The sequence below is a fragment of the Porphyrobacter sp. YT40 genome (genome assembly GCF_006542605.1).
GTDB lineage: Bacteria > Pseudomonadota > Alphaproteobacteria > Sphingomonadales > Sphingomonadaceae > Erythrobacter.
In genome coordinates, this window is record NZ_CP041222.1 from 3,665,919 (window position 1) to 3,692,251 (window position 26,333).

Consider the following 26,333-nt stretch of genomic DNA (forward strand, 5'->3'; position numbering starts at 1 on the left):
CCGTCGGGCGAGAGTGTCCTAGCGATTTGACACGAGCTGTGTCATGCTGACGGGCATGGCGCTGTTCGAGGCCCTTGTCGCTCTTCATGTTGCCACCGGGGTGGTGGGGCTGACGGCTTTCTGGGGGCCGATTGCCACGAAAAAGGGCGCCGCGCGCCATCGCAAATGGGGCCACGCTGCCTGCTACGGCTTTCTCGGCGCGGGTGCGCTCGCCATCGCGATGGCGCTGCTGTCGCTCTACGGGCCGGAGCATCGCCACCCCGAAATCACCGACCGCGCGTTGTATGCAGGCCTGTTCGGGTGGATGATGCTCTATCTGGGCACGCTCACCATCGGCTTCGTCGATTATGGCCTTGCGGTGGTGAAGCACAGCCGCAACCGGCGGATGCTGCGCAGCCTGCGCTATCAGGCGGTGATCGCTGCTGTGGTGATCACCGGCGCATGGTGCGGGATCTATGGCTGGCAGGTCGGCCACCCGCTGATGGTGCTGGTGGCGGTTATCGGGATCGTCTCGATGCTGATCCAGCAGCTTTATATCTGGCGGCGGACCGATCCGCCGCGGCAAACCTACATCGGCGAGCATTTCCGCGCGCTGATCGGGATGGGGATTTCGGCCTACACGGCGTTCCTGTCGGTCGGGCTGATCCGTCTGGTGCCCGAGCACGTCTTCAACCCCGCGATCTGGGCCGGGCCGAGCGTCGTCGGGGTGAGCCTGATCCTCTACTTCACGCTCAAGGGCAAACGCGCCGCAGCCCCGCGCGCGTCAGGGGTGCGCCCACATCCGCAATAGATTGGCGATGGTCTTGTCGAGCGTCAGCAGTTCCGCCGACTGGCTGGGCAGCTGACCGCGCAGCGCGGTGCGCAGGTTTTCCAGATCGAACAGCATCTCGCGCTGAGCGGGATCGGCGACGAGGCTCTCGATCCAGCCGACGCACACGATCCGCGTGCCGCGCGTCACGGGCTTGACCTCATGGATGCTGCCCGAGGGGTAAAGCACCAGATAGCCCGCCTCGCCCTTGACCTCCTGCGTCATCCCGGCGGTGTGGACGACCAGCTCTCCCCCGTCATATTCGCCGGGCGGGGTGAGGAAGAGGGTGAAGGACAGGTCGGTGCGCAGCCGCCGCGCGCCCTGCCCCATCAGTGCGTTGTCGACATGCGCGCCATACTTCCCGTCCACCCCGGTGCGGCTGACGATCAGCGGCGAGAAGCGGCGCGGCTGCGCGGCGGCGCGGACCACGGTATTGTCGTCGACGATCCGGGTAAGCTCTTCCTGCAAGGCGCGGCCCGCGGTGCCCTCAAGCGCCGCCTGCTCGTTGCGCTTGACCTCGCGCGCGACCGAGCCCGCGGTCTCGCGCCCATCGCGCCATTCGAGCAGCGCGATGCGCTCGGCCAGCGCGGCGAGGTGACTTGCATCGGGAATGGCGTTGATGACGAGGATCATGGCGAGAGGCTTAGCCGCACGGAGCGGGCCTGCAAAGGGTCGGCGGGGGAGAGGACGCCTCCCCCGCCGACGGCCCGGCTAGCGCGGGGGTCAGCCGCCCTTGCCGGACGTGCCTTCCTCGATCAGCGCAATCGCCCTGGCGCTGGCGGCGGCGGCGGTCTGTTTGCCGTCCTTGATCGCATCGGCAAGGGTCAGGAGATCATGCGCGATGGTCGTCCCCGCGCCCGGCTCCTGCGCGATGCGGATGCCGCCATGGGCCTCGGCCACCGCGTCCCACTTGGCGCGCACCGCGTCCCAATAAGCGCTGGTCTTGTCCCAATAGGCCTCGGCCGCGGCGACATTGTAGCCATCGAACCGCTCATAGGTGTTGAGCACATATTCCTGCACCACCGGCTTGGGGTCGCCACCCTCGGCAGGCGTGATCATCTTGGTGTTGTCCTGCCAATGGATCCACCCGGTCGGCGTCAGCTGGTGGCGGTTGATGCCCATGTAGTGGTCGTAGACGGGGTTCCGGATCGCATCGCGCCGGGCGAGCGGGCGCGCGGTCCAGTTGGAACGCCAGCGGCGGATGCCCTGCGTCGTCTCCCACTCGCCCCACCCGGCATAGCGGGGGCTGTCGTCGACTTGATAGACGGTCTGCGACCAGCGCCCGGCGCGCATCTTTTCGGGCACCGGGGTCAGTTCCCAGGTGTCTCCACCCTTGTAGGCAAGGATCACGTCGGGCTGATACTGCCAGTCCTGCCGCCAGTGCTTGACGACATAGGGGTTGGCCTGGTCCCCGGTGACGAGCAGGTGCTGGAGCACGATGCGCGTCCCGGTGTCCTCGATCACGCGAACGCTTTCGTATCCGCCCGAAATCTTGCGTTCGAGCGGGGTGTAGCCTTCCATCCAGGGGGTCGATTCCTGCATGTCGAAGGTCACCTTGAAATCGCCCGCCATCGCAAGGATGGTCTGGCGGTCCTGCTCGAAGGCGGCCTTGGCCTCCTCGGCGGTCTGGACGATCGGACCGTCCGCGAGCGCCGGGGCAGGCGTGGCGGCCAGCGCGAGCGCGGCGAATCCGGTGGAGAGCAGGGTCTTTGTCAGTCGGGTCATGATGTCCTCCAGAGGGTTCAAAAGCGGTAGCTGGCCGAAAGGCTGAGATTGCGGCCCGGGCGGGTGAAGGCTGGCAGCAGGCCCGCGTCAGCGACGCTCAGGCCGCGCACGTCGGACCACAGCGCGTAGGTCTCGCCCGTCAGGTTGAAGAGCCCGGCGCGCAGTTTCAGCCGGTCGGAGACGGCATAGAAGGCGGTGAGATCGAGGATCGTGGAAGCATCGGGCCGCACGAACAGATCGGTGCCGTCGGCAGCGCGCTCCACCTCGCCCTTGTCCTTACGGGCGTTGTGGGTAAGGATCAGCTCACCCCCGAACCGGCCCGAAGGCGCGCGGTAGCCGAGGCCCGCGACCACGTTGAACGGGTCGACCGTGTCCAGCGGGGTGCGCGTGCCCGCCGGGTCGATCGTGTCGCCATTGGCATAGGCGAAGGCCAGCCGCGCGTTGAGGCCGCTCTCCAGCCTCATCTCCGCCCGCGCCTCGACCCCTTCGATCCGCGCGCGGTCGAAATTGACGAACTGGAACACCGCAGGGTTCTGCGGGGTGAAGCCGCCGCTCACGACCTGCTGGGCGATGAAGTCGTCATAGTCACCCCGGAAGCCGGTCAGCTGGAGCGAGACAATGTCGCCGACATAGCGCGCGCCCACCTCCCAGCTCTCGCTGGTCTCGGGTCGCAGATCGGGGTTGGGGATCGAGGTGTAGCCGCCCGCGATGAATTCGAAGAAGTTGTTCACCTGCGATGGCGTGGGCGCGAGGAACCCTTGCGCGTAATTGCCGAAAAGCACCACGTCCTTCGCCAGCTTCACCGTCGCGCCGACCTTGGGGCTTAGCCGGTCGCCGCTCTGGCCGGAGGCGGTGAAGTTCGGCAGCAGCGGGTCGGCGGTCGGGTTGAGGTCGTAGAAGTCGAACCGCAGCGCTGGGAACAGGGTCAGAGCGCCGCCAGCCAGACTGATCTCGTCGGCGATGAACACCCCGCCCAGCGTGAAGTCGGTCGCGGGGAAGGCGCGGGTGGGAAAGGTCTCGCCGCGCCCCGGAACCGTGCCGTCGCGCAAGCCCTCCTGCCGCGTCCAGCTGACATCGCCGCCGATGGCGATGCGGTGGGTCATGCCGGCGAACGCGAAGCCAGAGCGCACTTCGCCCGCTGCGCCATAGACGCGGTTTTCGAAGGTGTTCAGCCGCTCGCGATCGGGCGCGGGCGTGGCGGTAAGGCTGGTGCGTTCCTCGAAGGCGAATTGACGGTCCTTGGCATCCTGCCAATAGGCGGAGAGGAAGGCGTGTTCGATCGCGTCGTCCGGCGTGCCGTCATAGGTCCAGTCGAGCGAGGCGCGCTTGCGCTGGTTGGTGTCGCGGGCGTTGAGGCCATCGACCGTCCACACAGGTGCAGGGCCGAAGGTGAACGCCGGACCTTGGCCGCTGAGCACCTCGGTTTCCACCGCGCTGTCGAGCCACTCGCCGGTCAGGCGGATGCGGTGCGGGCCGTTGTCCCATACCAGTTTGGCGAGCACCGCGTCGCTCGTCCCGTCCTGCGGATTGGGCGCGGTGCGGGTGGGGCCGGTGCCCTCGACTGTGCCGCGGTTTTCCAGCTCGCTGAAATCGCGGCGGGTATAGGCGATCATGGCGGAGAGGTTGCCGGTCTGCCCGGCGAGGGTCGCGGTCTGCGCGTATTCCTTGTCGTCGCTCGAATATTGCGAGGTGACGAAGCCGCCCACGTCCGCGCCGCCGATGATGTCGACCGGGTCCGAGGTGACGAAGCTGACCGCGCCGGCCAGCCCATCAGACCCATAGAGCGCCGAAGCCGGGCCGCGCAGGATCTCGACCTGTTTCACCAGACTGACATCGGCGAAGCCGCCGCGCCCGGCGGCTTGCGGGCCGAAGCTGAACCCTTGCGGAGAACGGATGCCGTCCACCTGAATCAGCACCCGGTTGCCACCGATTCCGCGCACAGTGAAATCCTCGTTGCGCGCGCGTCCGGTCGCCCCGATCGCCGCACCGAAGCGGGCGGGCGCGCGGCGGACGGAGACGCCCGGCTCGAAGCGCACCAGATCCTTGATGTCGGTCGCGAGCTGGTCGGCGATGTCCTGATCGGTGATGACCGTGACCGTCGCGGGCGCGTCCTCCTGCAGCACCGGCGCGCGGGTCGCAGTGACGGTGATGCGCCCGGTCTGCTGCTGGCTTTCCGCCTCGGCAGCAGTAGCGGATTCGGCGGCGGCGTTTTCGGCTGCGGCGGGGACGGCAAGGATGGCAAGCGGGGCGGCTGAGAGGGAAAGACGGGAGATCAGAGACACAAGCTGAGGCTTCCTGCTGGGAGATTAGGGAGGCCCGGCTTGTGTTCTTATTGCGAATGAGAGTCAATAACGACTGATAATAAGAATCGTTCTCATTTTTGTTATGTAGGCAAGCAATTGTGGCCGACGCCTTCGGCGGCGCTCGCAAGATACTGATGGTGGTAGGATTTCAGCGCGCTCAGCGGCGCAGCAGGCCCTCGGCCAGCAGGCGGTTGACCCCGGCGGCGACCTCTTCCGGGCTCATGTCGCCGGCCGCGTCGCCCTCGCCCCACACGACATAGCGCAGTCCGACGAAGACGTTCATGCCCATCATCGCCCAGGCCTCGAGCTCGCCCAGCCCCTCGCGGAACGCGCCCTGCTCCGCCCCGGCACGCAGGCGATCGGCGATGCGCTGGGCGATGGTCTCGTAATGCGCGCGATAGCTGGCCGGATCGACGAATTCGGCCTCGTCGATGATGCGGTAGATTTCCTTGTGCTCTGCGGCGAAGTGCAGGAACGCCGCCAGCGCCGCGCGCTCGATCTCGAGCGGCCCCATGCCCTCGTGCAGCGCCGAGCGGGCCGAGGTGCGCACCTTCTCGCTCATGTCGCCGACCAGCGCGCGGAACAGCGCGTCCTTGCTGTCGAAATAGGTGTAGAAGCTGCCCAGCGCCATGCCGGCGCGCCGGGTGATCGAGCTGACCGAGGCTTCGTGGAAGCCCTTCTCGCCGAATTCCTCCGCTGCCGCATCGAGCAGCTTGCGCAAGGTCTTGCGCCCGCGCTCGGTGCGCGGGGTCTTGGCATCGCTCACGGCGACCTGTGCGACCTTGGTCGCGGTGCCCGGACTGTTGCCCATCAGCTACTCCCTCCACGCTTTCGGTAGGCCGCGCAAGCAGTGCATACAAGTCTAAACTTGAAAGGTGGTTCAACTTTCAATATTGAAACAGGCACAAGAGGGCCAGGAGAGGAACACCCCATGATCAAGACACGTTACGTCCGCGCCGCGCTGCTGGCGGGAACCGCCGGACTTGCCGCCTTTGCCGCGCCCGCCATGGCGCAGGATAGCGCCGCCGACACTGCTGCAGAGGTCGATGCCGCCGCCGCCGAGGAAGAAGGCGTGATCTACGTCACCGCCCGTCGCCGCGAGGAGCGCCTGATCGACGTGCCGCTTTCGGTCACCGCACTCTCGGGCGATGAACTGGTCAAGCAGGGGGTGCAGGATATCGTCGCGGTCGCGCAGCAAGTGCCCAACATCACGCTGGAGGTCAGCCGCGGCACCAACACCACGCTTACCGCCTTCATCCGCGGGGTCGGCCAGCAGGACCCAGTCGCCGGGTTCGAAGCGGGCGTGGGGCTCTATGTCGACGACGTCTACTTGAACCGCCCGCAGGCCGCGGTGCTCGACATCTATGACGTAGAGCGCATCGAAGTGCTGCGCGGGCCGCAGGGCACGCTCTACGGGCGCAACACCATCGGCGGGGCGATCAAGTATGTCACCGCGCGCCTGCCCGACGACACCAGCGTCAAGGTGCGCGGCACCTATGGTTCCTACGATCAGGCCGACCTGATCGTCACCGCCTCGACCCCGATCAGCGACAGCCTCAAGATCGGCGCGAGCGGCGCGCGCCTGTCGCGCGGCGGGTTCGGCGACAACCTGACGCTCGGCACCGAAAACTACAACAAGGACGTGTGGGCCGCGCGCGGGACGATCGAATTCGACAATGGTCCGCTGTTCGTGCGCCTGTCGGGCGACTACGTGAAGGACAATTCCGAAGCGCGGCAGGGGCATCGCTTCATTCCCGGCCTCGTCAGCGGTGCCCCGGTGCTGGACGACGTGTTCGATACCCGCGCCGGGCTCGATATCGTCGATCAGGAGGTCGAGGCCTGGGGCGGCGCGCTCAACATCGCGCTCGAAGTCAGTGACACCATCACCCTCAAATCGATCACCGGCTACCGCGAGGACAAGTCAACCACCCCGATCGATTTCGACAGCCTCGAAGCAGTCGATCTCGATGTGCCCGCGATCTACGAGAACGACCAGCTCAGCCAAGAGCTGCAGCTGCTCTACGAAGGTGACCGCCTGTCGGGCGTGCTAGGGTTCTACTACCTCGACGCCAATGCCTTCACCGCTTTCGACGTTGCACTGTTCACCACCCTGCCCGGTCTTGCCGCGCAGACGCTGGGCGACGTCAACACCGAGACCTGGTCGGTGTTCGGCGACTTCACCTATGACCTGACCGACACGGTCAGCATCTCGGTCGGCGGGCGCTACACCAACGACAAGCGCACCAGCCGGGTGCTGCGCACGACCTTCCTCGGCGGGTTTTCCAACCTGTTCGGCGGCACCGGGGTCGCGGCGGCGGTCACCAGCGACTTCAACGGCAGCGAGACCTTCAAGGACTTCAACCCGCGCGCCTCGATCAGCTGGCAGCCCAACCCCGACAACAACCTCTATTTCACCTATTCGCAGGGCTTCAAGGGCGGCGGTTTCGACCCGCGCGGGCAGACCACCGCCTGCCGCAACGCCACCGGCGGGGCCTGCACCCCGCAAGAGGTGTTCGACTTCATGGCCTTCGACCCGGAAACGGTCGACAGCTACGAAGTGGGCTACAAGGCCTCGCTGCTCGACAACCGCCTGAACATCAGCATCGCGGCCTTCCTCGGCCAGTACAGCGACGTGCAGATCCCCGGATCGGTCGGCTTCGACGGCAATGGCGACGGGGTGAACGAGAGCTTCATCGGGATCACCTCGAACGCAGCTTCGGCCGACGTCAACGGGATCGAGTTCGAGGGCAACGCGCTGGTCGGCACCGACTTTGCGGGCGAAGGCAGCCGCTTCAGCGTCAACTGGTCGCTGGGCGTGCTCGATGCCAAGTTCAACACCTTCATCGACGCTTTCGGCAATGACGTCGCCGATCAACGCGTGTTCCAGAACACGCCGGACATCACCGCGCACATGGGCTTCACCATGGGCGTCCCGGTGGGCGACGGGATGATGGACTTCATCGGCCTTGCCTCGCTCAGGTCGGATGCGAGCCAGTTCGAAGTGCCCAACCCCTTCCTCGATCAGGACGGCTTCGTGCTGGTCGATGCGAGCATCGTCTACACCGCCGACAGCGGGCTCTATTCGATCGGGCTGCACGGCAAGAACCTGTTCGACAAGGAATATATCGTCGCAGGCTACAACTTCGTCGCGGGCGGCGTAGGCGGCGCGCCGTTCATTCCGACACTGGGCCGCGAGGGCACGCTGACCGGCTTCTACGGCGATCCGCGCCGGGTGTTCGTGACCGCGCAGATCAGCTTCTGATCGTCTGATCCGGACAGCAAAAGGGCGGCGGAACCATGATCGGGTCCGCCGCCCTTTTTGTCTGGTCCCGGCCTCAGTGCGCCATCGGTGCGGTCTGGGGGGTGAGCGGGGCCGTCTGCGGTGCGGGCTTGGTCGGCTCTGCCGACTGCGGCGGCGTCGGCTCGGCCGCCTTCTTGTCGAGGTAGCGCTTGGCGAGGTAACCGCCCACGCCGATCACCGCCATCGCGGGCAGGCTGATGCGCGCGATGATCGCGGGAACAGCGCCCGCCACCACGGCGCCGGTGACGCCGCCGGCAGCCTTGTGACGCTTGGCGAGGCTTGCGCCGATGCTGGCGCCAATCAGTTTACGGATCATGGTATCTACTCCTTGATGCCCCAAGCCTTGCGGGCGGCAGGATGTTCCATCGCGATTGCGGCTTTTCTTGCCCTGCATGAGCGGGCATAGCGCGGCCCATGCACGACATTCGCCTGATCCGAGAGAACCCCGAAGCGTTTGATGCAGGCCTTGCCCGGCGGGGGCTGGAGCCGCTCGCAGCGCAGCTGATCGCGCTCGACGAGGAACGCCGCGCCGCGACCACCGCGGTGCAGGTGGCGCAATCGCGCCGCAACGAAGCCTCGAAGCTGATCGGCGCCGCCATGGCCAAGGGCGACCGCGAGGGGGCCGAGGCAATCAAGGCCGAAGTCGCCGCGCTCAAGGAGCAGATGCCCGCGCTTGAAGCCCGCGCCGACGAGCTTGCGGGCGCGCTCAAGGCGAAGCTCGAAGTGATCCCCAACCTGCCGGGCGCGGACGTGCCCGACGGCGCGGGCGAGGAAGAGAACGTCGAAGTCAGCCGCTGGGGCACCCCGCGCGCGTTCGACTTCACGCCGCGCGAACACGCCGACATCGCCCCGACGCTGGGCATGGATTTCGAAACCGGCGCAAGGCTCTCCGGCGCGCGCTTCACCTTCCTGCGCGGCGGGATGGCGAGGCTGCACAGGGCGCTCGGCCAGTTCATGCTCGACGTGCAGACCGGCGAGCATGGCTATGCCGAATGCAACCCGCCGGTGCTGGTGGGCGATGAGGCTATGTACGGCACCGACAAGCTGCCCAAGTTTGCGGGGGATAGTTTTCAGACCAACATCAGCTACGTAAATTGGTTAAATTCTACGATCGACAAGGTCGCAAAAGAAATCGCTGATGAAGAGCACGAGATTGTAGCGTCGGTTGGAACAGATGGGCTTCAGCGAGCGGTAGAGCGAGTTAAGAAAAACTGGCTCGCTGAGTTCGCAACTCCGGAAATGACCCGCCGCTGGCTCATCCCCACCTCGGAAGTCTCCCTCACCGCCAGCGTCATGGGCGAGTTGCTCGACGAAGCCGCGCTCCCCATGCGCCTCACCGCGCTCACTCTGTGCTTCCGCTCCGAGGCCGGGGCGGCGGGGCGCGATACGCGGGGGTTCATCCGCCAGCACCAGTTCGAGAAGTGCGAGCTGGTCAGCATCGTGCGGCCCGAGGACTCCGAGGCCGAACACCAGCGCATGGTCCGCGCCGCCGAGACCATCCTCGAACGCCTGAACCTCCCCTACCGCAAGCTGCTGCTGTGCACCGGCGACATGGGCTTCGGCGCGCGCAAGACCTATGATCTCGAAGTCTGGCTCCCCGGACAGGGCGCCTTCCGCGAAATCAGTTCCTGCTCGAACACCGGCGACTTTCAGGCGCGCCGCATGAACACCCGCTACCGCGTCGCAGGCGAGCAGAAGAAGACCGAGTTCGTCCACACCCTCAACGGCTCCGGCCTCGCGGTCGGGCGCACGCTGGTGGCGGTGATCGAGAACTATCAGAACGCCGACGGCAGCGTGACGGTGCCCGAGGCGCTGCGCCCCTACATGGGCGGGATCGAGGTGATCACGCCCAACTAGAATTCCGTTCGCCCTGAGCGGTGTTGCTGCGCAACAGCTTCGCTTCCGAAGGGCTGCTTTTCTTCTTCGCGAACCGCGCAATCAAAGGAAATACAGTGCTTCGACAAGCTCAGCACGAACGGAACGAGGGGGTCGTCTGATGCGCATTCTCCTCACCAATGACGACGGCATCCACGCCCCCGGCCTCAAGGTGCTGGAAGAGATCGCGCGCCAGTTCTCCGACGATATCTGGGTCTGCGCCCCGTCCGAGGAGCAATCGGGCGCGGGCCACTCGCTCACGCTCACCCGCCCGGTGCGGCTGCAAAAGCATGGCGAGCGGCGCTTTGCCGTCACCGGCACCCCCACCGACTCCGTGATGATGGCACTGCGCGAGGTCATGCCCGATGCGCCCGACCTGATCCTCTCGGGCGTCAACCGCGGGGCGAACCTTGCCGACGACATCACCTATTCGGGCACCGTCTCGGCCGCGATCGAGGGCGCACTGGCGGGCATTCGCGCGATCGCCTTCAGCCAGGTCTATGCCCGCGAAGGCATGGGCGACGACGTGCCCTTCGGCGCGGCGCGCGAATGGGGGTCGAAAGTGCTCGCCAAGCTGATCGACGCGCCGATGGCGGAGCGCACGCTCATCAACGTCAACTTCCCCGCGCTCGCCCCCGAGGCTGTGAAGGGCATCCGCGTCGTGCGGCAGGGCTTCCACGACTATTCGCGCGGCACCATCGTCGAAGGCCGCGACCCGCGCGGCTACCGCTATTTCTGGTTCGGGCTCGACCAGATCGAGCACACGCTCGACCACGGCACCGATCTCGAAGCGATCGAGGACGGCTTCGTCGCGGTCACGCCCCTGCAGCTCGACCTCACCCACTATTCGACCATCGGTATCCTGGCGGAGCGGTTCGGCGACTAGAGCACTTTCCGACCAATCCGGGTCACCCTGACGGAGCCGATTTTGGCCCAGAGCAAGGAACGACGAGTAAGCCATGCCCAAGCATAGTGAGCGAGGAGCGACGCCGCGCTGGGCCAAAAGCGGCCCGCCCCTTCAGGGTCGCGTCAGGAAGTCCGCTGGCTTCGTCGCGGCCCTTGCAGGGGCAACCAGCCCCTGCTTCGCGCCACTCCTATCCAGCGGACTTCCTGACGCGATCAGGGCGATCCGGATTGGTCGGAAAGTGCTCTGATGGCGCAGGACGTCAGCCTCAACCCCTTCAAGCGCAAGCGCAAGCGGACCGAGCCGTTCCGCCCGCTCAAACGCGAGGTGCGCCTGCCGGTCTGGGGCGACGTCTTCATCCGGCTAGGCGTCGCCTTCCTCCTGCTCGGCATGGTCATCTTGATCCACTGGTTCGACCGCGATGGGCTGGTCGACAATGTCGACGGCGACATCAGCTTCATCGACGTGGTCTATTTCACCATGATCAGCGTCACCACCACCGGCTTCGGCGATATCGCTCCGGTGAGCGACCGCGCGCGGATGATCGAAGCGCTGATCGTCACCCCGGTCAGGATCGCGGTGCTCTTTATCTTCGTGGGCGCGGCCTACGATTTCGTCATCAAACGCAGCTGGGAGAAATGGCGCATGGCCCGGATTCAGGAACAGCTCACCGATCATGTGGTGGTGCTGGGCTACGGCGTGTCCGGCTCGCAGAGCGTGGGCGAGCTGATCGAGCGCGGGGTCGATCCGCGCTGCATCGTGGTGATCGATCCCTCGGAGGATCGCCTCGCCGAGGCAGAGAAGCTCGGCGTCAACGTCATGGCCGCCGATGCCACCCGCGACGAGACGCTGAAGGCGGTGCGCATCGACGCGGCGCAGAGCGTGCTGGTGAGCGCCGGGCGCGACGACACCTCGATCCTGATCGTCCTGACCGTGCGCCACCTCGCGCCCGACGTGCCGATCAGCGTGGTGGTGCGCGCCGACGACAACGAACTGCTCGCGCGGCAGGCAGGGGCGAACAATGTCATCAACCCGGTGCGCTTCACCGGGCTGCTGCTGGCCGGCAGCGTCAAGGGTGCGCACATCGCCGATTACCTCGCCGACCTCGCCAGCGTCGGCGGACGGGTGCAGCTGGTCGAGCGGGTGGTGGGCGCGGAGGAATGCGGCAAGCCGATCACCGATTTGAAAAGCGGCGGCCAAGGCCTGCGCCTCTATCGCAACGGCCGCGCGATCGGCTTCTGGGAGGAGGAGTGTCAGACCCTCCAGCCCGGCGATGTGGTGGTGGAGATCGTGCCGACGGTGGGCGGCGAGGCGGAGTAGCTGTGAGAAGGCGGCGCTTGCGCGTCGTCGCGGACGGGGAACCGTCGCTCAGCTTTCAACCCCGAACCAGAAATTGGTTAGAGCCACAGATTATTACTTGATCGCCGCAGCGCACCTTTCAAGATGGGCAAATGAATTACGTCACTGTTTTCGACGCTTCGGACGTCGCCCTGAAGGGTATCGGTTTCATAATTCCGGGCCTCGTGGTGTCGCTCGTGGGCGCGATCCTTGTTTTTCGTCCTAAATTTGTGGCAGCTATCGGGTTTGTGCGGAGAGCACAGTCGCCGATTTTCAACTGGCTCGTATTCCTGTTTGCCATCGCTTGGACAGTTATAGTTGGCGGCGTTACAATCTCCCGCAGTTTAGCTGCGTCTGAAGCGTTGAAAGAAGGTAACTGCGAGACTGTCGAAGGAAGGGTAGAAAATTTTCATCCGATGCCAAGGGAAGGCCATGACACTGAACGGTTTGAAGTCGCCGGCAAATCATTCAGCTATTCGGATTATATAATGTCGTCGGGTTTCAATAATTCGGCCTCACATGGTGGCCCCATTCGTGAAGATTTACAGGTTCGCATCTGTCATCAATCTGGTGTCATCCTGAGGCTCGAAATCGCACGCTGATGCCTGTCTGATCGAGGCAACTTCAGCCTGTCTTATTTCTACCCACTTCCAGACCTCACCCGCGGAACCACACGAACACCGCGCCCATCGCCGCCATGCCGACGAGGAAGTGCCCCGCGTCGATCAGGAACAGCGCCAGCGGCTTTCTGAGGTAGAGATAGTTGATCCCGATCGCCGGGATCATCACGCCCACAGCAAAGCCCACCGCCATCATCATCACCACGAAGGCGGGCGGGTCGGTGCGGGCGAGGAGGTGCCACAGCACCATCGCCACCAGCATCTCGAAGGCGAAGGTCAGGCCGAAAATCAGCGCCATGTTGCTGCCTTGCAGCTGGCTGTTCGATAGCCCCGCGGCGCGCTGCCACGGCTTGCTGAACAGCACCCCGTACCACAGCGCGCCGACGAGAAAGAAGGCGGCGGTTCCGGCGAGCACCGGGATCAGGGCGAAATCACTCATGTCAGCCGCTCCCTCGCCTCAGATGACGTAGGCGAATTCTTCCTCCGCCGCGGTCGGCTTGCGGCCGCGCATTTCCGCGTCGAGCTGCACCACGGTGCGGCTTGCGGTCTTGACGAACAGGCCGGGCACCAGCGCGTGCACCATGCACGCGAGCCCCCCCACCATCATGCGCCAGCCGAAGCTGAGGGCGGTGCGGGCGTGCTGGCCATAGGTCTCGCCGATGGCGCGCGGGTGGTCGGTGAAGAGCTTGGCGATCATACCAGCAGTCATGCCCTCGCCCGCCGACCATCGTCAAGCCTAGCGCGAGAGCCCCGCACAGTGTAGGGGGCGCCCCGCAATGAACACCCCCACCACTCTCCCCGATCAAAAGAAGATCGGCATGGTCAGCCTCGGCTGTCCCAAGGCCCTCGTCGATTCCGAGCGCATCCTCACCCGGCTGCGGGCCGATGGCTATGCCTTTGCCGAGGACTATGCGGGCGCGGACGTGGTGCTGGTCAACACCTGCGGCTTCCTCGATTCCGCCAAGGAAGAGAGCCTCGCCGCGATCGGTGAAGCCATCGCCGAGAATGGCCGGGTGATCGTGACCGGCTGCATGGGCGAGGAGGCCGACGCGATCCGCGCGGCGCACCCCAGCGTGCTCGCGGTGACGGGCGCGCACCAGTACGAACAGGTGGTCGAGGCGGTGCACACCCACGCACCGCCGTCGCAAGGGCCGTTCGTCGATCTGATCCCGCAGCCCGATATCAAGCTGACGCCGCGCCACTATTCCTACCTCAAGATTTCGGAGGGGTGCAATCACTCCTGCGCCTTCTGCATCATCCCCGATCTGCGAGGGAAGCTGGCCAGCCGCCGGATCGACGCCTGCTTGCGCGAGGCCGAGAAGCTGGTCGCGGCGGGCACCCGCGAACTGCTCGTCATCTCGCAGGACACCAGCGCCTACGGGGTCGATATCCGCCACGAACCGCGCCAGTGGAAGGGCCGCGAGGTGCGGGCGCACATGACCGACCTCGCCCGCGAACTCGGCCAGCTTCGCACGCCCGAAGGCCTGACGCCCTGGGTGCGGCTCCACTACGTCTACCCCTACCCGCACGTCGATCAGGTCATCCCGCTGATGGCCGAGGGGCTGCTGACGCCCTATCTCGACATCCCGTTCCAGCACGCCAGCCCCAAGGTGCTGAAGCTGATGAAGCGCCCCGCTAACGAGGCCAAGGTGCTCGAACGCCTTAAGAGCTGGCGCGCGATCTGCCCCGACATCGCGATCCGCTCCAGCTTCGTGGTAGGCTTCCCCGGCGAGACCGAGGAGGATTTCCGCTACCTGCTCGACTGGCTCGAGGAAGCCCAGCTCGACCGCGTCGGCGCCTTCCGCTTCGAGCCGGTCGAGGGCGCGGCGGCCAATGCCCTGCCCGATCAGGTGCCCGAGGCGGTGAAGGAAGAACGCTACGCCCGGATCATGGAAGTGACCGAGCGCATCAGCGCCGCCAAGCTCGCCGCCAAGGTCGGCCGCACGCTCCCCGTGATCATCGACGAAGTGGGCGAGCCTGACGAGGATGGCGATATCGGCGCAACGGGCCGCAGCCAGGCCGACGCGCCCGAGATCGACGGCGCGGTCTATCTGCGCAACGTGCCCGGCAGCCTCAAGCCCGGCGACATCGTCGAGGCCACCATCGAGGACGCCGACGCGCACGACCTGTTCGGGATGATCGCCTGACCCGATGTTGGAAAGAGGACACAAGTTACACCGTGTCACCTTCCCAACCCCGCCGCAAATAGCTGTTTTAAAAAGGCTTCCAGGCTCGTTCCGGGAGCGGACGGACACGCCTTTTTTGCGCGCGGGATACGCGGAGATCTGAAGGAAGCCGGACAATGGCAAAGAGCAGCGCACCTCGATAGCGCGGCGATGCTCGGTAGGAAAATGCCGCGCACACTTGCCTGCGTCAGGGCTGCGCCCCCTCCTTCAACTACACCCGCTTGAGTGATGCCTGCGGGATATAGGCTTCGGGAATCGGGCGCATATGCCGCGCCAGCTCATCTGCCAGCTCGGGATAGAAGGGCGGCAGGTCGCTTGCCTGCGGCAGAATCGACGCGGTGTAGAACAGGTCGAGCTCGTCGGTCTGGAATGCTTCCAGCGCCACCGGGCGCTGCTCCGGATCGCGCAGCCCTGTCAGCAGCAGCGCCGCCGCCTCGTCCCGGTGTCCGTGACACACCAGCCCGCGCACAGCCAGAGCGTGCGATTCCTTCACATTGGCGCGCAGGAAGCTCAGCTCCTCCACCGCCTCCTCCGCCCGCCCCAGCTTTTCGAGAGCGCAGGCCCGGTTTGCAGCGACGATCATCTTGGCGTAGGTGGTGCCTTGCGTGTCTGCGACGGTACGCGCAAGGTCGACCGCTGCAAGACCCTCCTCCCAGCGGCCCTGTCCGACAAGGCGGCTTGCCCGGTTGATCACGAAATTGACCAACCAGTTATGTTGCTCCGGATCGAGCTTCGCCAACTCGTCGAACACGGCGTCGGCCGCCTCATGCTGACCGAGCGAATCACGCGCATAGGCCTGGATGTTGAGCGCCCAAGCATCGCCTTCCTCAATCGCCTTGCCGCTCTCCGCCCGGTCGCGCCAGCGCTGCGCCAGCGCGATCGCCTCGGCAAACTGGCCGTTGTAATGCAGCGCGTGGGCGGCATCGGAAAACCGGTCGCGGTCTTCGGGGGCGTTGATCAGCCGGGTGCGGGTGAGGTTGACGTTCTCCTCCCCGATCGCGGCCAGATTTGGCCCGGCGCGCTGTTCGATCTGCGGCCAGAACGGCTCGAACTCGCGATGGGTGAGCAGGACGACATAATTGCCGGGGCTGGTGATCGGCAGCAGCAACTGATCGACAAGATCGTTGCGCCCCGCTCGCGCGGCGGCCCGCAGCGCGTCGAATGCGATCGGGCTGTGCAAATCGGTATCGAAGAAGGGGAGCTTACCCTCATCCACCCATTGCAGTGCCAGCGCATCGAATGCCTCGCCGCGCCCGTGGGTCCTCAGCATCCGTCCGGCAGCGAAGTAGTCACTGTCGTCCAGCTGCTCGATCTCTTTCTGCCCCAGCCCGCCGAGAAGGGCCAGCACGCTCGCAGCATCCCCCTGCCGGCGTGCGAAGTAGATCGCCATCCCGGTGGCCGGATCGTCGGGCGTCAGCGCGCGCACCTGCTGCATTACACGCGCACCATCGGCAAAGCGCTCCTCCGTGTCGGCGCACAACGCCTCGGCGATCAGCCGCAGGCGGCGGATCGGCACGGGCCGCGGCGCCTTGGCCTCGAGTGCCAGCAACACCGGCGCGCCGAAGCTGCATGGCTCGCGCGACCAGCGATTCTCGTCCTTGGCAAACAGCTCATAGATCTGCTGGCTGGTCATCCCCGTCAGATCTGGCAGTGGCGCGGGCGCCGAGACGCGCGGGCCGTTCTGCGCGGCGAGCGGGGCGGCCAGCAGCAGGGCCGCTACGGCCAAAGCAGTGCGGGTGAGCGATGACATTTCGGCGATCCCCTTGTTCAGCCTGTCTTTTCCCGCGAAAGGAGCGCAAAGGAAAGCGGAATTTTGGAAACCCCGTCCCCGTTAACCCCTCCCCCGCCACCGTGCCGCCGAGGGACGCGGGGGCGCTAGGCTCTGGCGGCGCGGCGGTTAACGCGGCATATACCATGCCCATGATCCGCACATTCGCTCTCCCGCTCGCCTGTCTTGCCCTGCCCGCTGCGGCGCTGGCGCAATCCGATGCCGACCGCGCGGCCGATGCCGCCGAGGTGGTGACCGCGCAGGCGCAGCGCACCTTCGAAGAGGTCGATCCCGATCTGGCGATGGATGCGGGCGACGATGCTGCGGCGGTCTATGCCGGGCTGCCGCCGCTGACCGCCGCGCCCGCCTTTACCATCCCCGAACCGGAGCCCGAGGCCGAAGCGCCGCGCGGGCCGGCGGTGCGGATGATCCCCGCCCCGGTGGTGCAGCCGCTTGCCGAAGCGCCCGCCGTCGCCGCGCCGACACCGGCGGCGCTCGCCGGCGACGATCCCTTCGTGATCAAGTCGATCCTGCCGATCGAAGGCTCGATCCGTTATGGCGACTGGTTCTGGGACGAAAGCGCCGCGCCCAAGACGGGCAAGCTGGTCATCACCGTCGATCTCGAAGCGCGCGTGATCAGCGCCTTTCGTGACGGGCACGAGATTGGCACCGCAGTCGCGCTGCTGGGCACGCAGCAGCACCCCACCCCGCTCGGCAGCTTCCCGATCCTGACCAAGGAGAAGGACAATGTCTCGGAGAAATACAACAACGCGCCGATGCCCTGGACACTGCGGCTGACGTGGGATGGGATCGCGATCCACGGCTCGCCGGTGATGAACGGCTATGCCAGCCACGGCTGCATCGGGGTGCCGGACGAATTCGCCGCCAAGCTGTTCGCCGCATCGAAGCGCGGGGATAAGGTGATCATCACGCGCGGCAAGATGATCGGGGTCGGCGACAAGGTGATGTGATTGGAGACGGAAAACCGTTCGCCCTGAGCCTGTCGAAGGGCCGCACTTCACTTTTGGTGGCGTTGCCGCAGCAGAAAGAAAAACGGTCCTTCGACAAGCTCAGGACGTACGGGCTCTAGTTTACGCTGCCCCGCGCAGGCTCGGGCCGGAAGCGCCAGACGCGCATCGTCACGCCGACCTTCTCGACCCGCTCCACCCCCGGCACCGCCAGCACGCCGCCGAGCGACGCATTCTCGCCCGCCCACAGCCGGTCCCAGGCCCGCGCGGCCTCGGTGCGGGTGACGTGGCCGCCCAGTTCGCGGATGATCCTGAGGATCGTCTCGATGCTGATGATGCGCGGCGCATTGGCGCAATAGCTGAAGCCGGGCGCGCCGCTGTCGCCCTCCTCGCGCATCACCATCTCGTGCCAGTCGAGCTCGGCATACCAGCTCAGCGCCTGCCAGGCTTCGGCGAGATGGCCGGCGCTGGCGGCGATCTGGAGCGGGTCGAGCCAGTCCGCCTCCGCCAGCGCGGCGCGCAGCCGGGCGCGGTCATAGGCGGAGTCGGTGTTGCTCGGGTCTTGCGCTGGCGTAATCCCCGCGGCTTCGACCAGCGCCGCCAGTTCCGCCTTGCGCCAAGCGAGCAGCGGGCGCAGCAGAGGGATTGCGCTCCCCTCGATCACGCTGCGCGCGCGCACCCCGGCGAGGCCTGCCAGACCGCTTCCGCGCCCCAAGCGCATCAGCAGCGTCTCGGCCTGATCGTCGGCATGGTGCGCGGTGGCGATCGCGCCCAGTCCCTCGGCCCCCGCCCAGTCTGCCAACGCGGCATAGCGTGCACGGCGCGCCTCGGCCTGCAGATTGCCGGGGGCGAGGCTTACGCTGATCGGCGTGAAGGGAATGCCGCGCTCGGCCGCAATGCGCCCGACCATCGCGACTTCATCGGCCGCTTCGGGCCGCAGCCCATGGTCGATGCTGGCGACTGCGATGCGCCCCGGCAGGGCCTCGGCGGCGAGCAGCAGCAACGCGAGCGAATCCGGCCCGCCCGAGACCGCCAGCCCCAGCGCCCCGCCGCGCTCGTCTTCGGGCCAGAGCGCCGCGAGGTCGGCGGCAAAGCGGCGGGCGGCGGCGGCGTCTAGCTGCACTTCACCTTGGCGACGCTGGCCTTGTATTCATCGGCCAGCCGCCCGGTCGCGACCAGCGGATAGGTCGCTGCGAATTCGGCAAGCGCGATGCAGGCCTTGGGCATGTCGCCCTTGGCGATCTGGGTCTGGCCGAGATAAAGCAGGCTGTCGGGCGCGCGGTCGCCGTTCTTGTCGGCCTGATAGTTCCGCAGGAACCAGCGCGTGGCCTCGTCATACATTCGGTCGTCAAGGAAGGCGCGGCCCAGCAGGTTGCGGCCGAAGCTGATGCGCGGGTGGTTGGGATATTGCTCGACGAACTTCAGCAGCTGCTGGCGCGCTTCGGGGAAGAACCCGGCATTCCAGAGGCGGAAGCCGTAGGAATATTCGTCATCCCCCGCGTCCGCGGTCTGCGGCTTGGTGATCGCCTGCACCGCAGCAAGCCGCGCGGGCGAGGGAGCGGCGACCGGCGCGGTCTGCGCGGGCGGCGGGGTTTGCTGCGCGGTCTGCACCGGCGGGCGCGTGGCGGGGAGCGGCGTGGGTGCGGGCGCGGTCGAGACCGAAGGCGCGGTCATCGACGTCGCCGGAAGCGCGGGCACGGTGCTGAGCGGCGCGTTGGCTGCGGTCTCCAGCGCCGCCAGCCGCACTTCCATTTGCGACAGCGCGTTGGCCTGTTCCTCGGACCGCGCGGTGAGACGCTGCAACTGCGCTTCGAGCGCATCGAGCCGCACCAGAATGTCGGTCACCGCCGTGGTCGAAGGGGCGCCGGTTGTGGTCTGCGGCGTGGTTGCCGGGGCGGTCTCGGGCGCGATCTGGGGTTCGAAGAAACGTCCGTCTCCGCCGGGGAAGACCTTGCGCTGGAGCGCGCGCACTTCGGCCTCGACCTTGCGGAGCCGGGCCTCGGCGGCGCCGTCCTGCGCGGCGGCGGGCAGAGGCGCGAGCGTCGCGGCAATCAGCGCTGCGCCGACAAGTCGGACGGCAAGGGTTCGCGAGGGTTGGGTCATGGTGCGTCGGGCTCCCTGGCTATGGCCGCATTGGCGTGGCGCAGGCCACATGAATATCGTCGGAATCCCTGCCCCCTGCCGCGGGCCAAGTCGAGAGCGGCAGGCCACCTAATCAACGGGAAAAGGATTAACGCTGACCCGCCGGGGCGGGTTCGGTCGCCGCCGCAGGCTCGGCAGAAGGAGCTGCGGCCCGCTCCGTCACCGGGGCGGAGACGGGTGTCGTCCGCATCGCAGTGGTCTGTGCCGCCGCCGGCTGTAGCACCGGAGCCTGCGCCCCGGTCGCGACCGGCGCACCGCTCGGCGCGGCAGCGGGCGTAGAGGCTCGCGCCATCAGTGCTGCGGCCGATACCGGCGCGCCCGCAATCGTCTGCGGCCTCTCGGACAGGCGCGCGACCTCGCGTCCGCCCACCGTCACCGCCAGCGCATCGGGCCGGCCGGTGTTGATGCGCGGATCGCTGGCGCTCGCCGGCACGGTCACGGCCTCGCCCTGTTTGAGCGTGCGCTCGATCAGGCGCTCACCGCCCTCTTCATAGACACGCAGCCAGATGCCTTCTTCCATCGCGGTCAGCACCACCGGGCCGTTCGCAGCAGCGTCGGGCGCAGCCGGGGCCGAGGCGACGGCTGCCGGTGCGCCGGTCGCAGCGACCTGCGGCTCGGCCAGAGAACCCGGCACGGTTCCCGCACCGAAATAGCTGTTGTAGAAGGCAAAGGCCCCGACCGCGAAGACCAGTACCGCCGCGCCCATCGCCCAGACCAGCCCGGAGGACGGCAACCGCGCCGGATCGCCCGGCTCCATCGTTGCCGAAGGCACCACCCGCCGCATCGACCCGTCGGCAAGCTCGGCGCGCACCGCGTCGGTGATTTCGGCAGGATCGAGCCCCACTGCCTTGGCATAGGTGCGCGAAAAGCCGATCGCATAGGCGCGGCTGGGCAGGCTTTCGAAATCGTCGGCCTCGATCGCTTCGAGGTGCCGGCGCGGAATCCGCGTCAGCGCCGCGACATGCATGATATCGAAGCCCTGTTCCTCGCGGGCGCGGCGCAGCATTGCGCCCGGCCCGGAAAGGGGAAGTTGAGGCGCAGCATCTGCGCTATTGAAATTGTCGCTGTCCATGACCCGGGTCCGCGCCTTCTTGCGAGGCTGTTGTGTGAGAGTGTGCGTGAATTGTCCTTGAACGGGACTCACCCGTTCAGGCGATTCCTGTCAAGCGTTGCGGCATCGGGTGGGCGCGCTGCAGCCACGCTTCTTCGCAAGGCCGCAACTTTCCCGCCGCAGCGTCAGTCGTATTCGATCCCGCGCTCGTCGGCCCAGCCCGCCAGTTGCGCGCGCAGGCTGATCGAGGGATCGGCCAGCCAGCCGGTCATCGCGGCGGTGAGTTCGGCAAGGTCGACCTTGCGCACCAACTCCTTGATCGGGCCGACCGCGGCGGGGGTGATTGAGAGGCGGCGGTAGCCGATCCCCATCAGCGCCAGCGCCTCAAGCCGCCGTCCGCCCATCTCGCCGCACACGCCGATATCGACGCCCGAGCCGACCGAATTCTGGATCACCCGCCGCAGGAAGCGCAGGATCGAAGGGCTGAGCCAGTCATAGCGTTCGGCCAGCTTGGGATTTGCGCGGTCGGCGGCGAACAGGAACTGGGTGAGGTCGTTCGTCCCGATCGACAGGAAGCTGAGGCGCGGCAGCAGCAGATCGAGCACCTCGGCCAGCGCGGGCACTTCCAGCATCGCGCCGAACTTGATGCGTTCGGGCAGCAGCTTCTTCTGACTGCGCAGGAAGGCGAGCTGTTCGTCGAACACCGCCTTGGCCGCATCGAACTCCCACGGTTCGGAAACCATCGGGAACATCACATAGAGCGAGCGCCCGGCGGCGGCTTCGAGCAGCGAGCGCGCCTGGATCTTCATCAGGCCCTCGCGCTCCAGCGCGAGGCGCAGGGCGCGCCAGCCCATCGCCGGGTTCTCGTCCTGCGCGGCGATTTCGCTGGCGAGGTAGGGCACCGACTTGTCGCCGCCGATATCGACCGTGCGGAAGATCACCGGCTTGTCGCCCGCGGCATCGAGCACGTCGCGGTAAAGTCGCGTCTGCCGCTCGCGCTGCGGCAGGGTGGCGCTGACGAGGAACTGGAACTCGGTGCGGAACAGGCCCACCCCGTCCGCGCCGGTCAGGCCGAGCGAGCTCATGTCGTCGCGCAGCCCGGCATTCATCATCACCTGTATGCGCGTGCCGCAGCGCGTGAAGGGCTCGACATCCCGCAAGCTGGCGTAGGCCGCCTGCTTCTCGCGGCTCTTGGCGAAGCGCGCGTGGAAGGCCTCGGCCACCTGCGGCAGCGGGCGCACGATGGCACTGCCCGCGCTGGCGTCGAGCAGGATCTCGTCCCCTTCGCGGATCGCGGTGCGCACGCCCCCGCCCTTGCCGTTGCTGATGCGCCCGATCACGGGCACGTTCATCGCCCGCGCGACGATCACGACATGGGCGGTGAGCGAGCCTTCCTCGAGGATCACGCCCTTCAGCCGCCGCTTGTCGTATTCGAGCAGCTCGGCCGGGCCGAGATTGCGGGCGATCAGGATCGTGTCCTTGCGCAGGCCCTGCGAGGCGGCGGTGCCGACCTGGCCTGCGACGATGCGGATCAGCCGGTTGGCGAGATCCTCCAGATCGTGCATCCGGTCGGCAAGCAGCGGATCGTCGATCTCGCGCATCCGCATCCGGGTGTGCTGCTGCACCCGCTCGATCGCGGCTTCGGCGGTGAGTCCGCTGTCGATCGCCTCGTTGATGCGCCGCGACCAGCCTTCGTCGTAGGCGAACATCTTGTAGGTTTCGAGCACCTCTTCATGCTCGCCGCCGACCCCGAATTCGGCCTGGCTGGCGAGCGCATCGATCTGTTCGCGCATCCGGTCGAAGGCGCGGTAGACGCGCTGGCGTTCGAGCTCGGTATCCTCGGCCATGACCTGCGTGATCTCGACCCGCGGCTGGTGATAGACCGCCACGCCCGCGCCCAGCCCCTTGACCAGCGTGAGGCCGGTCAGCGTCTGAGGCCCGGACTGTTCGGCGGTGAGGCCCCGCGCCTCTTCCTCGTCGACCAGTTCGGCATTGGCGATCAGTTCGGACAGCACCATCGCGGTGGTCTGGAGCGCCTCGATCTCGACCTCTTCGTAGCGGCGCGGTTCGACATGCTGAACGCACAAAACGCCCACCGCGCGTTCGCGGTAGACGATCGGCACACCGGCGAAGGAGTGGAATTTTTCCTCGCCCGTTTCGGGGCGGTAGAGGAAATCGGGGTGGGCCTTGGCCTCGGCCAGGTTGAGCGTTTCGACCTTCTGGGCGATCGCCCCGGTCAGCCCCTCGCCCACGCCCATGCGGGTGACGTGCACCGCGCTCTGGTTGAGGCCGCGGGTGGCGAAGAGTTCGAGCATCCCTTCGCGCAGCAGATAGATCGAGCAGACCTCGCTCGACAGGCATTCGCCGATAATCTCGACCACCTGATCGAGCTTGCCCTGCGCGTGCATGCGCGAGGCCATGACATCGGTCAGGCGGGTGAGGATCTGGCGGGCGGCGGCAGCTGCGGTCATGGCTGGCAGGTTTACGGTTCAGACCATCAACCTGCAATGGCGCAGATCGCTGCTGCGCCGCGCGCCATCGTGTTACGCCGTCAATGCGCGGCGATTTCTTCCTTCAATCGCAGTTTCTGCTTCTTGAGTGACTGGATCATTGCGGTGTCGGGCACGGGCCGGGCCATTTCGTCGCGCAGCCGGGCTTCGAGGCCGGCGTGCTTGCTCTGAAGGGCATGGAGGTGAGACAACACGGCTGATGATGCCATAAGGCGTTCTCCTGTCATAAGCGGGGGGATGCCCCCGGGCAGGCGACTCGGCTTAGGGTACGGCCGAGCCGCAGGTTCGAAAGAACCACAGCAAGGCTAGCTTGCAAAGCCCTGATGGATCGTAAATCGATGGGGTTGCCGCCACGCGGGATGAACCGTGACGGGGTCGGCACCGGATTTGTGCGCGTGCCATCTACCCAAGCGCTGCGGGAACGCGTAGCGGGGGCGGGCATTTGGGGCGGAGCACGGGCTCCCGGTACGCACGCGAAGGAAGACAGCCGACGATGACCGAGCAGGAGCTGCGCAAAAAGCTCGAATTGCTCAAGACCGAGCACCGCGACCTCGACGCCGCGATCGCCGCGCTGACCGAGGCCGCGCGCGGCAGCGCTTCGGCCGACATGCTCCAGATCGCCCGCCTCAAGAAACGCAAGCTGCGCCTCAAGGACCAGATCGCGATCATCGAGGACACGCTGCTGCCGGATATCATCGCGTAGATTTGCGGTCGTGGTTGCGCGCGGCGCAGACCACCCGCCACCATCCTTAACAACCCGTCAATTCTGTGCCCGGAAGGGACGGATGTGAAAATTACTTGGAAAGTAACCATAGTCATATGGCGGCCCGCGCCGGGCAGGCGTAATCTCCGCCGCCATGGCCCGCACCACCGATCTTTCGCGCCCGATCATCGAGGCGCTCTATTCCGAGGCGCTCGTTCTGGCGGACGAGGTGCGCGCAGTGTTCGCCGCCGGCGTGCGCGAACCGCTGGCGAGTGAGGATGCCTTCGCGCGTCTCGCCCTGTCGACCGAGGGGCTCAAAACCACCACCCGGATGATGCACGTGCTCGCCTGGCTGCTCAACCAGCGGGCGCTGTTTTCGGGCGAGCTCAGCGAAAATCAGATGCGCCTGCACGGCGCGCTGCCGCCCGATCGCGGCTCGGACGAAGCGCAGCTGGCATTGCTCGAGCCCGAAATCCGCGCGTTGATCGCCGATACCGAAAAGCTCCACCAGCGCATCGCCCGGCTGGACGAGGCATGGCGCCAGCATTTCGAGATGACCTCCCCCGCGCGCGCCTTTCAGGATCGCATCGGGCGGGAGCTCGGCCGCTTCGGCTAAGGACTACGCGGCAACGAGCGCCTTGCGCCACGCCGCCAGCCTTGCGTCCCTGACCCCATCCTCCATCGCCGGTTCGAAGGTCGCCAGCCGTCCGCGCATCGCCTGCGCCGCGCTGGCGAGATCGGGGTAGAGCCCCGCCCCCGCCGCCGCCAGCATCGCCGCGCCGAGCGCGGTGGTCTCGACGAACCCGGGACGCTCGACCGTCACCCCCAGCATGTCGGCGAGATCCTGCGCCATCCAGTCGTTGGCCGCCATGCCGCCGTCGATGCGCAAGCTGTGCCACGGCGCGCCGTCGGCGGTGAAGGCGGCGCACAGGTCGTGGGTCTGGTGCGCCATCGCCTCCAGCGCCGCGCGGGCGAGCTGCGCCTTGCCGCTCGCAAAGCTGAGCCCTGCAATCACGCCGCGCGCCTCGGCCTGCCAATGCGGCGCGCCGAGGCCCGAAAGCGCGGGCACGATCACCACCCCGCCCGCATCGGGGATCGAGCGCGCCAGCGCCTCGGTCTCGGCGGCGACTTCGAAGATCCCGAGCGAATCCCGCAGCCACTGCACCAGGCTCCCCGCAACGAAGACCGAGCCTTCGATGGCATAGGTCCGCGCGCCCTCGATCTGGGTCAGCACCGTGCCGAGCAGGCGGTGCGTCGAGCGCGGGATCGTTTCGCCGTTGCAGGTCAGCACGAAGGCCCCGGTGCCGAAGGTCGCCTTGGTCTGGCCCGGCGCAAGGCAGGCCTGCCCGATGGTCGCAGCCTGCTGGTCGCCCGCCAGCCCGGTGATCGGGATCGCCCGGCCCAGCAGCGCCGGATCGGACATGGCGAGCGGCCCGGCCATGTCGACCACGCCCGGCAGCGCCGCCAGCGGCACGCCGATGAGGTCGCACAGCCCCTCGTCGAACTGCGCGTCCTCCAGCCCCATCAACAGCGTGCGGCTGGCATTGCTGGCATCGGTGATATGCGCCGCGCCGCCGGTGAGCTTCCAGGTCAGCCAGCTTTCGACCGTGCCGAAAGCGAGCGTGCCCTTGTCGGCGGCCGCCTTCACCTCCGGCACATTGTCGAGCATCCAGCGCATCTTGGTGCCCGAGAAATAGGGGTCGAGCAGCAGGCCGGTGCGTTGCTGCACCCCGGCCTCGTGCCCCGCCTCGCGCAGCGCCATGCAGAAGGGCTCGGTGCGGCGGTCTTGCCAGACGATGGCGTTGGTGAGCGGCTCGCCGGTCTGGCGGTCCCACGCCACCACGGTCTCGCGCTGGTTGGTGATGCCGATGCAGGCGATCATCGCCGCCCCGCCCGCCTTGGGCAGCATCTCGCGCGCGCAGGCGAGCGTCTTGTCCCAGATCTCGCGCGGGTCGTGCTCGACCCAGCCGCTTTGCGGGTAATGCTGCGTCAGCGGCGCCTGCGCGCTGGCGACCAGCACGCCGTCGCTCGCGAACAGCATCGCGCGGGTGGACGTAGTGCCTTCGTCGAGGACGAGAATGTAATCGGACATGGGTAACCCTCTCTCGGGGGTGACTTCTGCCATGCCCCG

At 66.9% G+C, this 26,333-nt stretch carries 24 protein-coding genes; 10 read left to right on the top strand and 14 right to left on the bottom strand.

Going from position 1 to position 26,333, the window contains the following annotated elements; translation table 11 throughout:
• Positions 1-43: 43 nt before the first annotated feature.
• Positions 44-790, top strand: a complete 747-nt coding sequence (locus E2E27_RS17205; protein WP_141461261.1) for a hypothetical protein — start codon at positions 44-46, stop codon at positions 788-790.
• Here the strand turns inward: E2E27_RS17205 and E2E27_RS17210 are convergent.
• From E2E27_RS17210 to E2E27_RS17225, 4 genes are all read right to left on the bottom strand, one after another.
• Entirely contained in the window at positions 764-1,441 is a 678-nt protein-coding gene (locus E2E27_RS17210) for a Fe2+-dependent dioxygenase (RefSeq protein WP_141461263.1), read from the bottom strand. The two genes, E2E27_RS17205 and E2E27_RS17210, sit on opposite strands and share 27 nt — an antisense overlap.
• A gap of 90 nt (positions 1,442-1,531) precedes the next feature.
• On the bottom strand, positions 1,532-2,533 hold the full coding sequence (locus E2E27_RS17215; RefSeq protein WP_141461265.1) for a DUF6607 family protein: 1,002 nt from the start codon (positions 2,531-2,533) through the stop codon (positions 1,532-1,534).
• A gap of 17 nt (positions 2,534-2,550) precedes the next feature.
• Positions 2,551-4,815 carry a TonB-dependent hemoglobin/transferrin/lactoferrin family receptor gene (locus E2E27_RS17220; protein WP_141461267.1) on the bottom strand — a complete coding sequence of 755 codons (2,265 nt, stop codon included), beginning with the start codon at positions 4,813-4,815 and terminating at the stop codon, positions 2,551-2,553.
• A 178-nt stretch (positions 4,816-4,993) separates the two neighbouring features.
• Entirely contained in the window at positions 4,994-5,647 is a 654-nt protein-coding gene (locus E2E27_RS17225) for a TetR/AcrR family transcriptional regulator (RefSeq protein ID WP_141461269.1), read from the bottom strand.
• A gap of 120 nt (positions 5,648-5,767) precedes the next feature.
• Here E2E27_RS17225 and E2E27_RS17230 point away from each other — a divergent pair, with 120 nt between their 5' ends.
• Positions 5,768-8,098, top strand: a complete 2,331-nt coding sequence (locus tag E2E27_RS17230; protein ID WP_141461271.1) for a TonB-dependent receptor — start codon at positions 5,768-5,770, stop codon at positions 8,096-8,098.
• 73 nt (positions 8,099-8,171) lie between these two features.
• On the opposite strand, the gene E2E27_RS17235 is transcribed toward E2E27_RS17230, so the two are convergent.
• On the bottom strand, positions 8,172-8,453 hold the full coding sequence (locus E2E27_RS17235; protein ID WP_141461273.1) for a hypothetical protein: 282 nt from the start codon (positions 8,451-8,453) through the stop codon (positions 8,172-8,174).
• Positions 8,454-8,551: 98 nt separating this feature from the next.
• Here E2E27_RS17235 and serS point away from each other — a divergent pair, with 98 nt between their 5' ends.
• The 4 genes from serS (at position 8,552) to E2E27_RS17255 (ending at position 12,856) form a co-directional block, all read left to right on the top strand.
• On the top strand, positions 8,552-9,994 hold the full coding sequence (gene serS / locus E2E27_RS17240; RefSeq protein ID WP_141461275.1) for a serine--tRNA ligase: 1,443 nt from the start codon (positions 8,552-8,554) through the stop codon (positions 9,992-9,994).
• A gap of 139 nt (positions 9,995-10,133) precedes the next feature.
• A complete protein-coding gene (gene surE, locus E2E27_RS17245; protein WP_141461277.1) occupies positions 10,134-10,898 on the top strand; it encodes a 5'/3'-nucleotidase SurE in 765 nt (254 codons plus the stop codon).
• A gap of 267 nt (positions 10,899-11,165) precedes the next feature.
• The gene (locus E2E27_RS17250; RefSeq protein ID WP_141461279.1) at positions 11,166-12,236 is read left to right on the top strand and encodes a potassium channel family protein; all 1,071 of its coding nucleotides are present in this window, start codon (positions 11,166-11,168) and stop codon (positions 12,234-12,236) included.
• 131 nt (positions 12,237-12,367) lie between these two features.
• Complete coding sequence (locus E2E27_RS17255) at positions 12,368-12,856, top strand: hypothetical protein (protein ID WP_141461281.1); 489 nt, start codon at positions 12,368-12,370, stop codon at positions 12,854-12,856.
• 55 nt (positions 12,857-12,911) lie between these two features.
• Here the strand turns inward: E2E27_RS17255 and E2E27_RS17260 are convergent, their stop codons facing one another.
• Positions 12,912-13,313: a DUF1761 domain-containing protein gene (locus E2E27_RS17260; protein ID WP_141461283.1), complete on the bottom strand. Its 402-nt coding sequence runs from the start codon at positions 13,311-13,313 to the stop codon at positions 12,912-12,914.
• A gap of 18 nt (positions 13,314-13,331) precedes the next feature.
• Positions 13,332-13,583, bottom strand: a complete 252-nt coding sequence (locus tag E2E27_RS17265) for a DUF6356 family protein (RefSeq protein WP_353653627.1) — start codon at positions 13,581-13,583, stop codon at positions 13,332-13,334.
• Positions 13,584-13,650: 67 nt separating this feature from the next.
• Here E2E27_RS17265 and rimO point away from each other — a divergent pair, with 67 nt between their 5' ends.
• Entirely contained in the window at positions 13,651-15,021 is a 1,371-nt protein-coding gene (gene rimO / locus E2E27_RS17270) for a 30S ribosomal protein S12 methylthiotransferase RimO (RefSeq protein ID WP_141461285.1), read from the top strand.
• Between the two features lie 250 nt (positions 15,022-15,271).
• On the opposite strand, the gene E2E27_RS17275 is transcribed toward rimO, so the two are convergent.
• On the bottom strand, positions 15,272-16,810 hold the full coding sequence (locus E2E27_RS17275) for a tetratricopeptide repeat protein (protein WP_141461288.1): 1,539 nt from the start codon (positions 16,808-16,810) through the stop codon (positions 15,272-15,274).
• Between the two features lie 170 nt (positions 16,811-16,980).
• Here E2E27_RS17275 and E2E27_RS17280 point away from each other — a divergent pair, with 170 nt between their 5' ends.
• Positions 16,981-17,799, top strand: a complete 819-nt coding sequence (locus E2E27_RS17280; RefSeq protein WP_141461290.1) for a L,D-transpeptidase family protein — start codon at positions 16,981-16,983, stop codon at positions 17,797-17,799.
• Positions 17,800-17,914: 115 nt separating this feature from the next.
• Here the strand turns inward: E2E27_RS17280 and tilS are convergent, their stop codons facing one another.
• The 5 genes from tilS to E2E27_RS17305 all read right to left on the bottom strand — a co-directional run bounded on the left by tilS (position 17,915) and on the right by E2E27_RS17305 (position 23,708).
• Complete coding sequence (tilS, locus tag E2E27_RS17285; protein WP_141461292.1) at positions 17,915-18,919, bottom strand: tRNA lysidine(34) synthetase TilS; 1,005 nt, start codon at positions 18,917-18,919, stop codon at positions 17,915-17,917.
• The gene (locus tag E2E27_RS17290; protein ID WP_141461294.1) at positions 18,910-19,899 is read right to left on the bottom strand and encodes a tetratricopeptide repeat protein; all 990 of its coding nucleotides are present in this window, start codon (positions 19,897-19,899) and stop codon (positions 18,910-18,912) included. The genes tilS and E2E27_RS17290 overlap by 10 nt, the downstream gene beginning before the upstream one ends.
• A 127-nt stretch (positions 19,900-20,026) precedes the next feature.
• Entirely contained in the window at positions 20,027-20,944 is a 918-nt protein-coding gene (locus tag E2E27_RS17295; RefSeq protein ID WP_181443497.1) for a helix-turn-helix domain-containing protein, read from the bottom strand.
• Between the two features lie 230 nt (positions 20,945-21,174).
• The gene (ptsP, locus tag E2E27_RS17300) at positions 21,175-23,460 is read right to left on the bottom strand and encodes a phosphoenolpyruvate--protein phosphotransferase (RefSeq protein WP_141461298.1); all 2,286 of its coding nucleotides are present in this window, start codon (positions 23,458-23,460) and stop codon (positions 21,175-21,177) included.
• Between the two features lie 80 nt (positions 23,461-23,540).
• Positions 23,541-23,708: a YdcH family protein gene (locus tag E2E27_RS17305; protein ID WP_086607245.1), complete on the bottom strand. Its 168-nt coding sequence runs from the start codon at positions 23,706-23,708 to the stop codon at positions 23,541-23,543.
• Positions 23,709-23,992: 284 nt separating this feature from the next.
• Between E2E27_RS17305 and E2E27_RS17310 the strand changes: the two genes are divergently transcribed.
• A complete protein-coding gene (locus tag E2E27_RS17310) occupies positions 23,993-24,202 on the top strand; it encodes a DUF465 domain-containing protein (protein ID WP_017666379.1) in 210 nt (69 codons plus the stop codon).
• Between the two features lie 154 nt (positions 24,203-24,356).
• On the top strand, positions 24,357-24,818 hold the full coding sequence (locus E2E27_RS17315) for a DUF1465 family protein (protein WP_141461300.1): 462 nt from the start codon (positions 24,357-24,359) through the stop codon (positions 24,816-24,818).
• Positions 24,819-24,821: 3 nt separating this feature from the next.
• Here the strand turns inward: E2E27_RS17315 and glpK are convergent, their stop codons facing one another.
• Positions 24,822-26,294 carry a glycerol kinase GlpK gene (gene glpK, locus E2E27_RS17320; RefSeq protein ID WP_141461302.1) on the bottom strand — a complete coding sequence of 491 codons (1,473 nt, stop codon included), beginning with the start codon at positions 26,292-26,294 and terminating at the stop codon, positions 24,822-24,824.
• Positions 26,295-26,333: the final 39 nt, after the last annotated feature.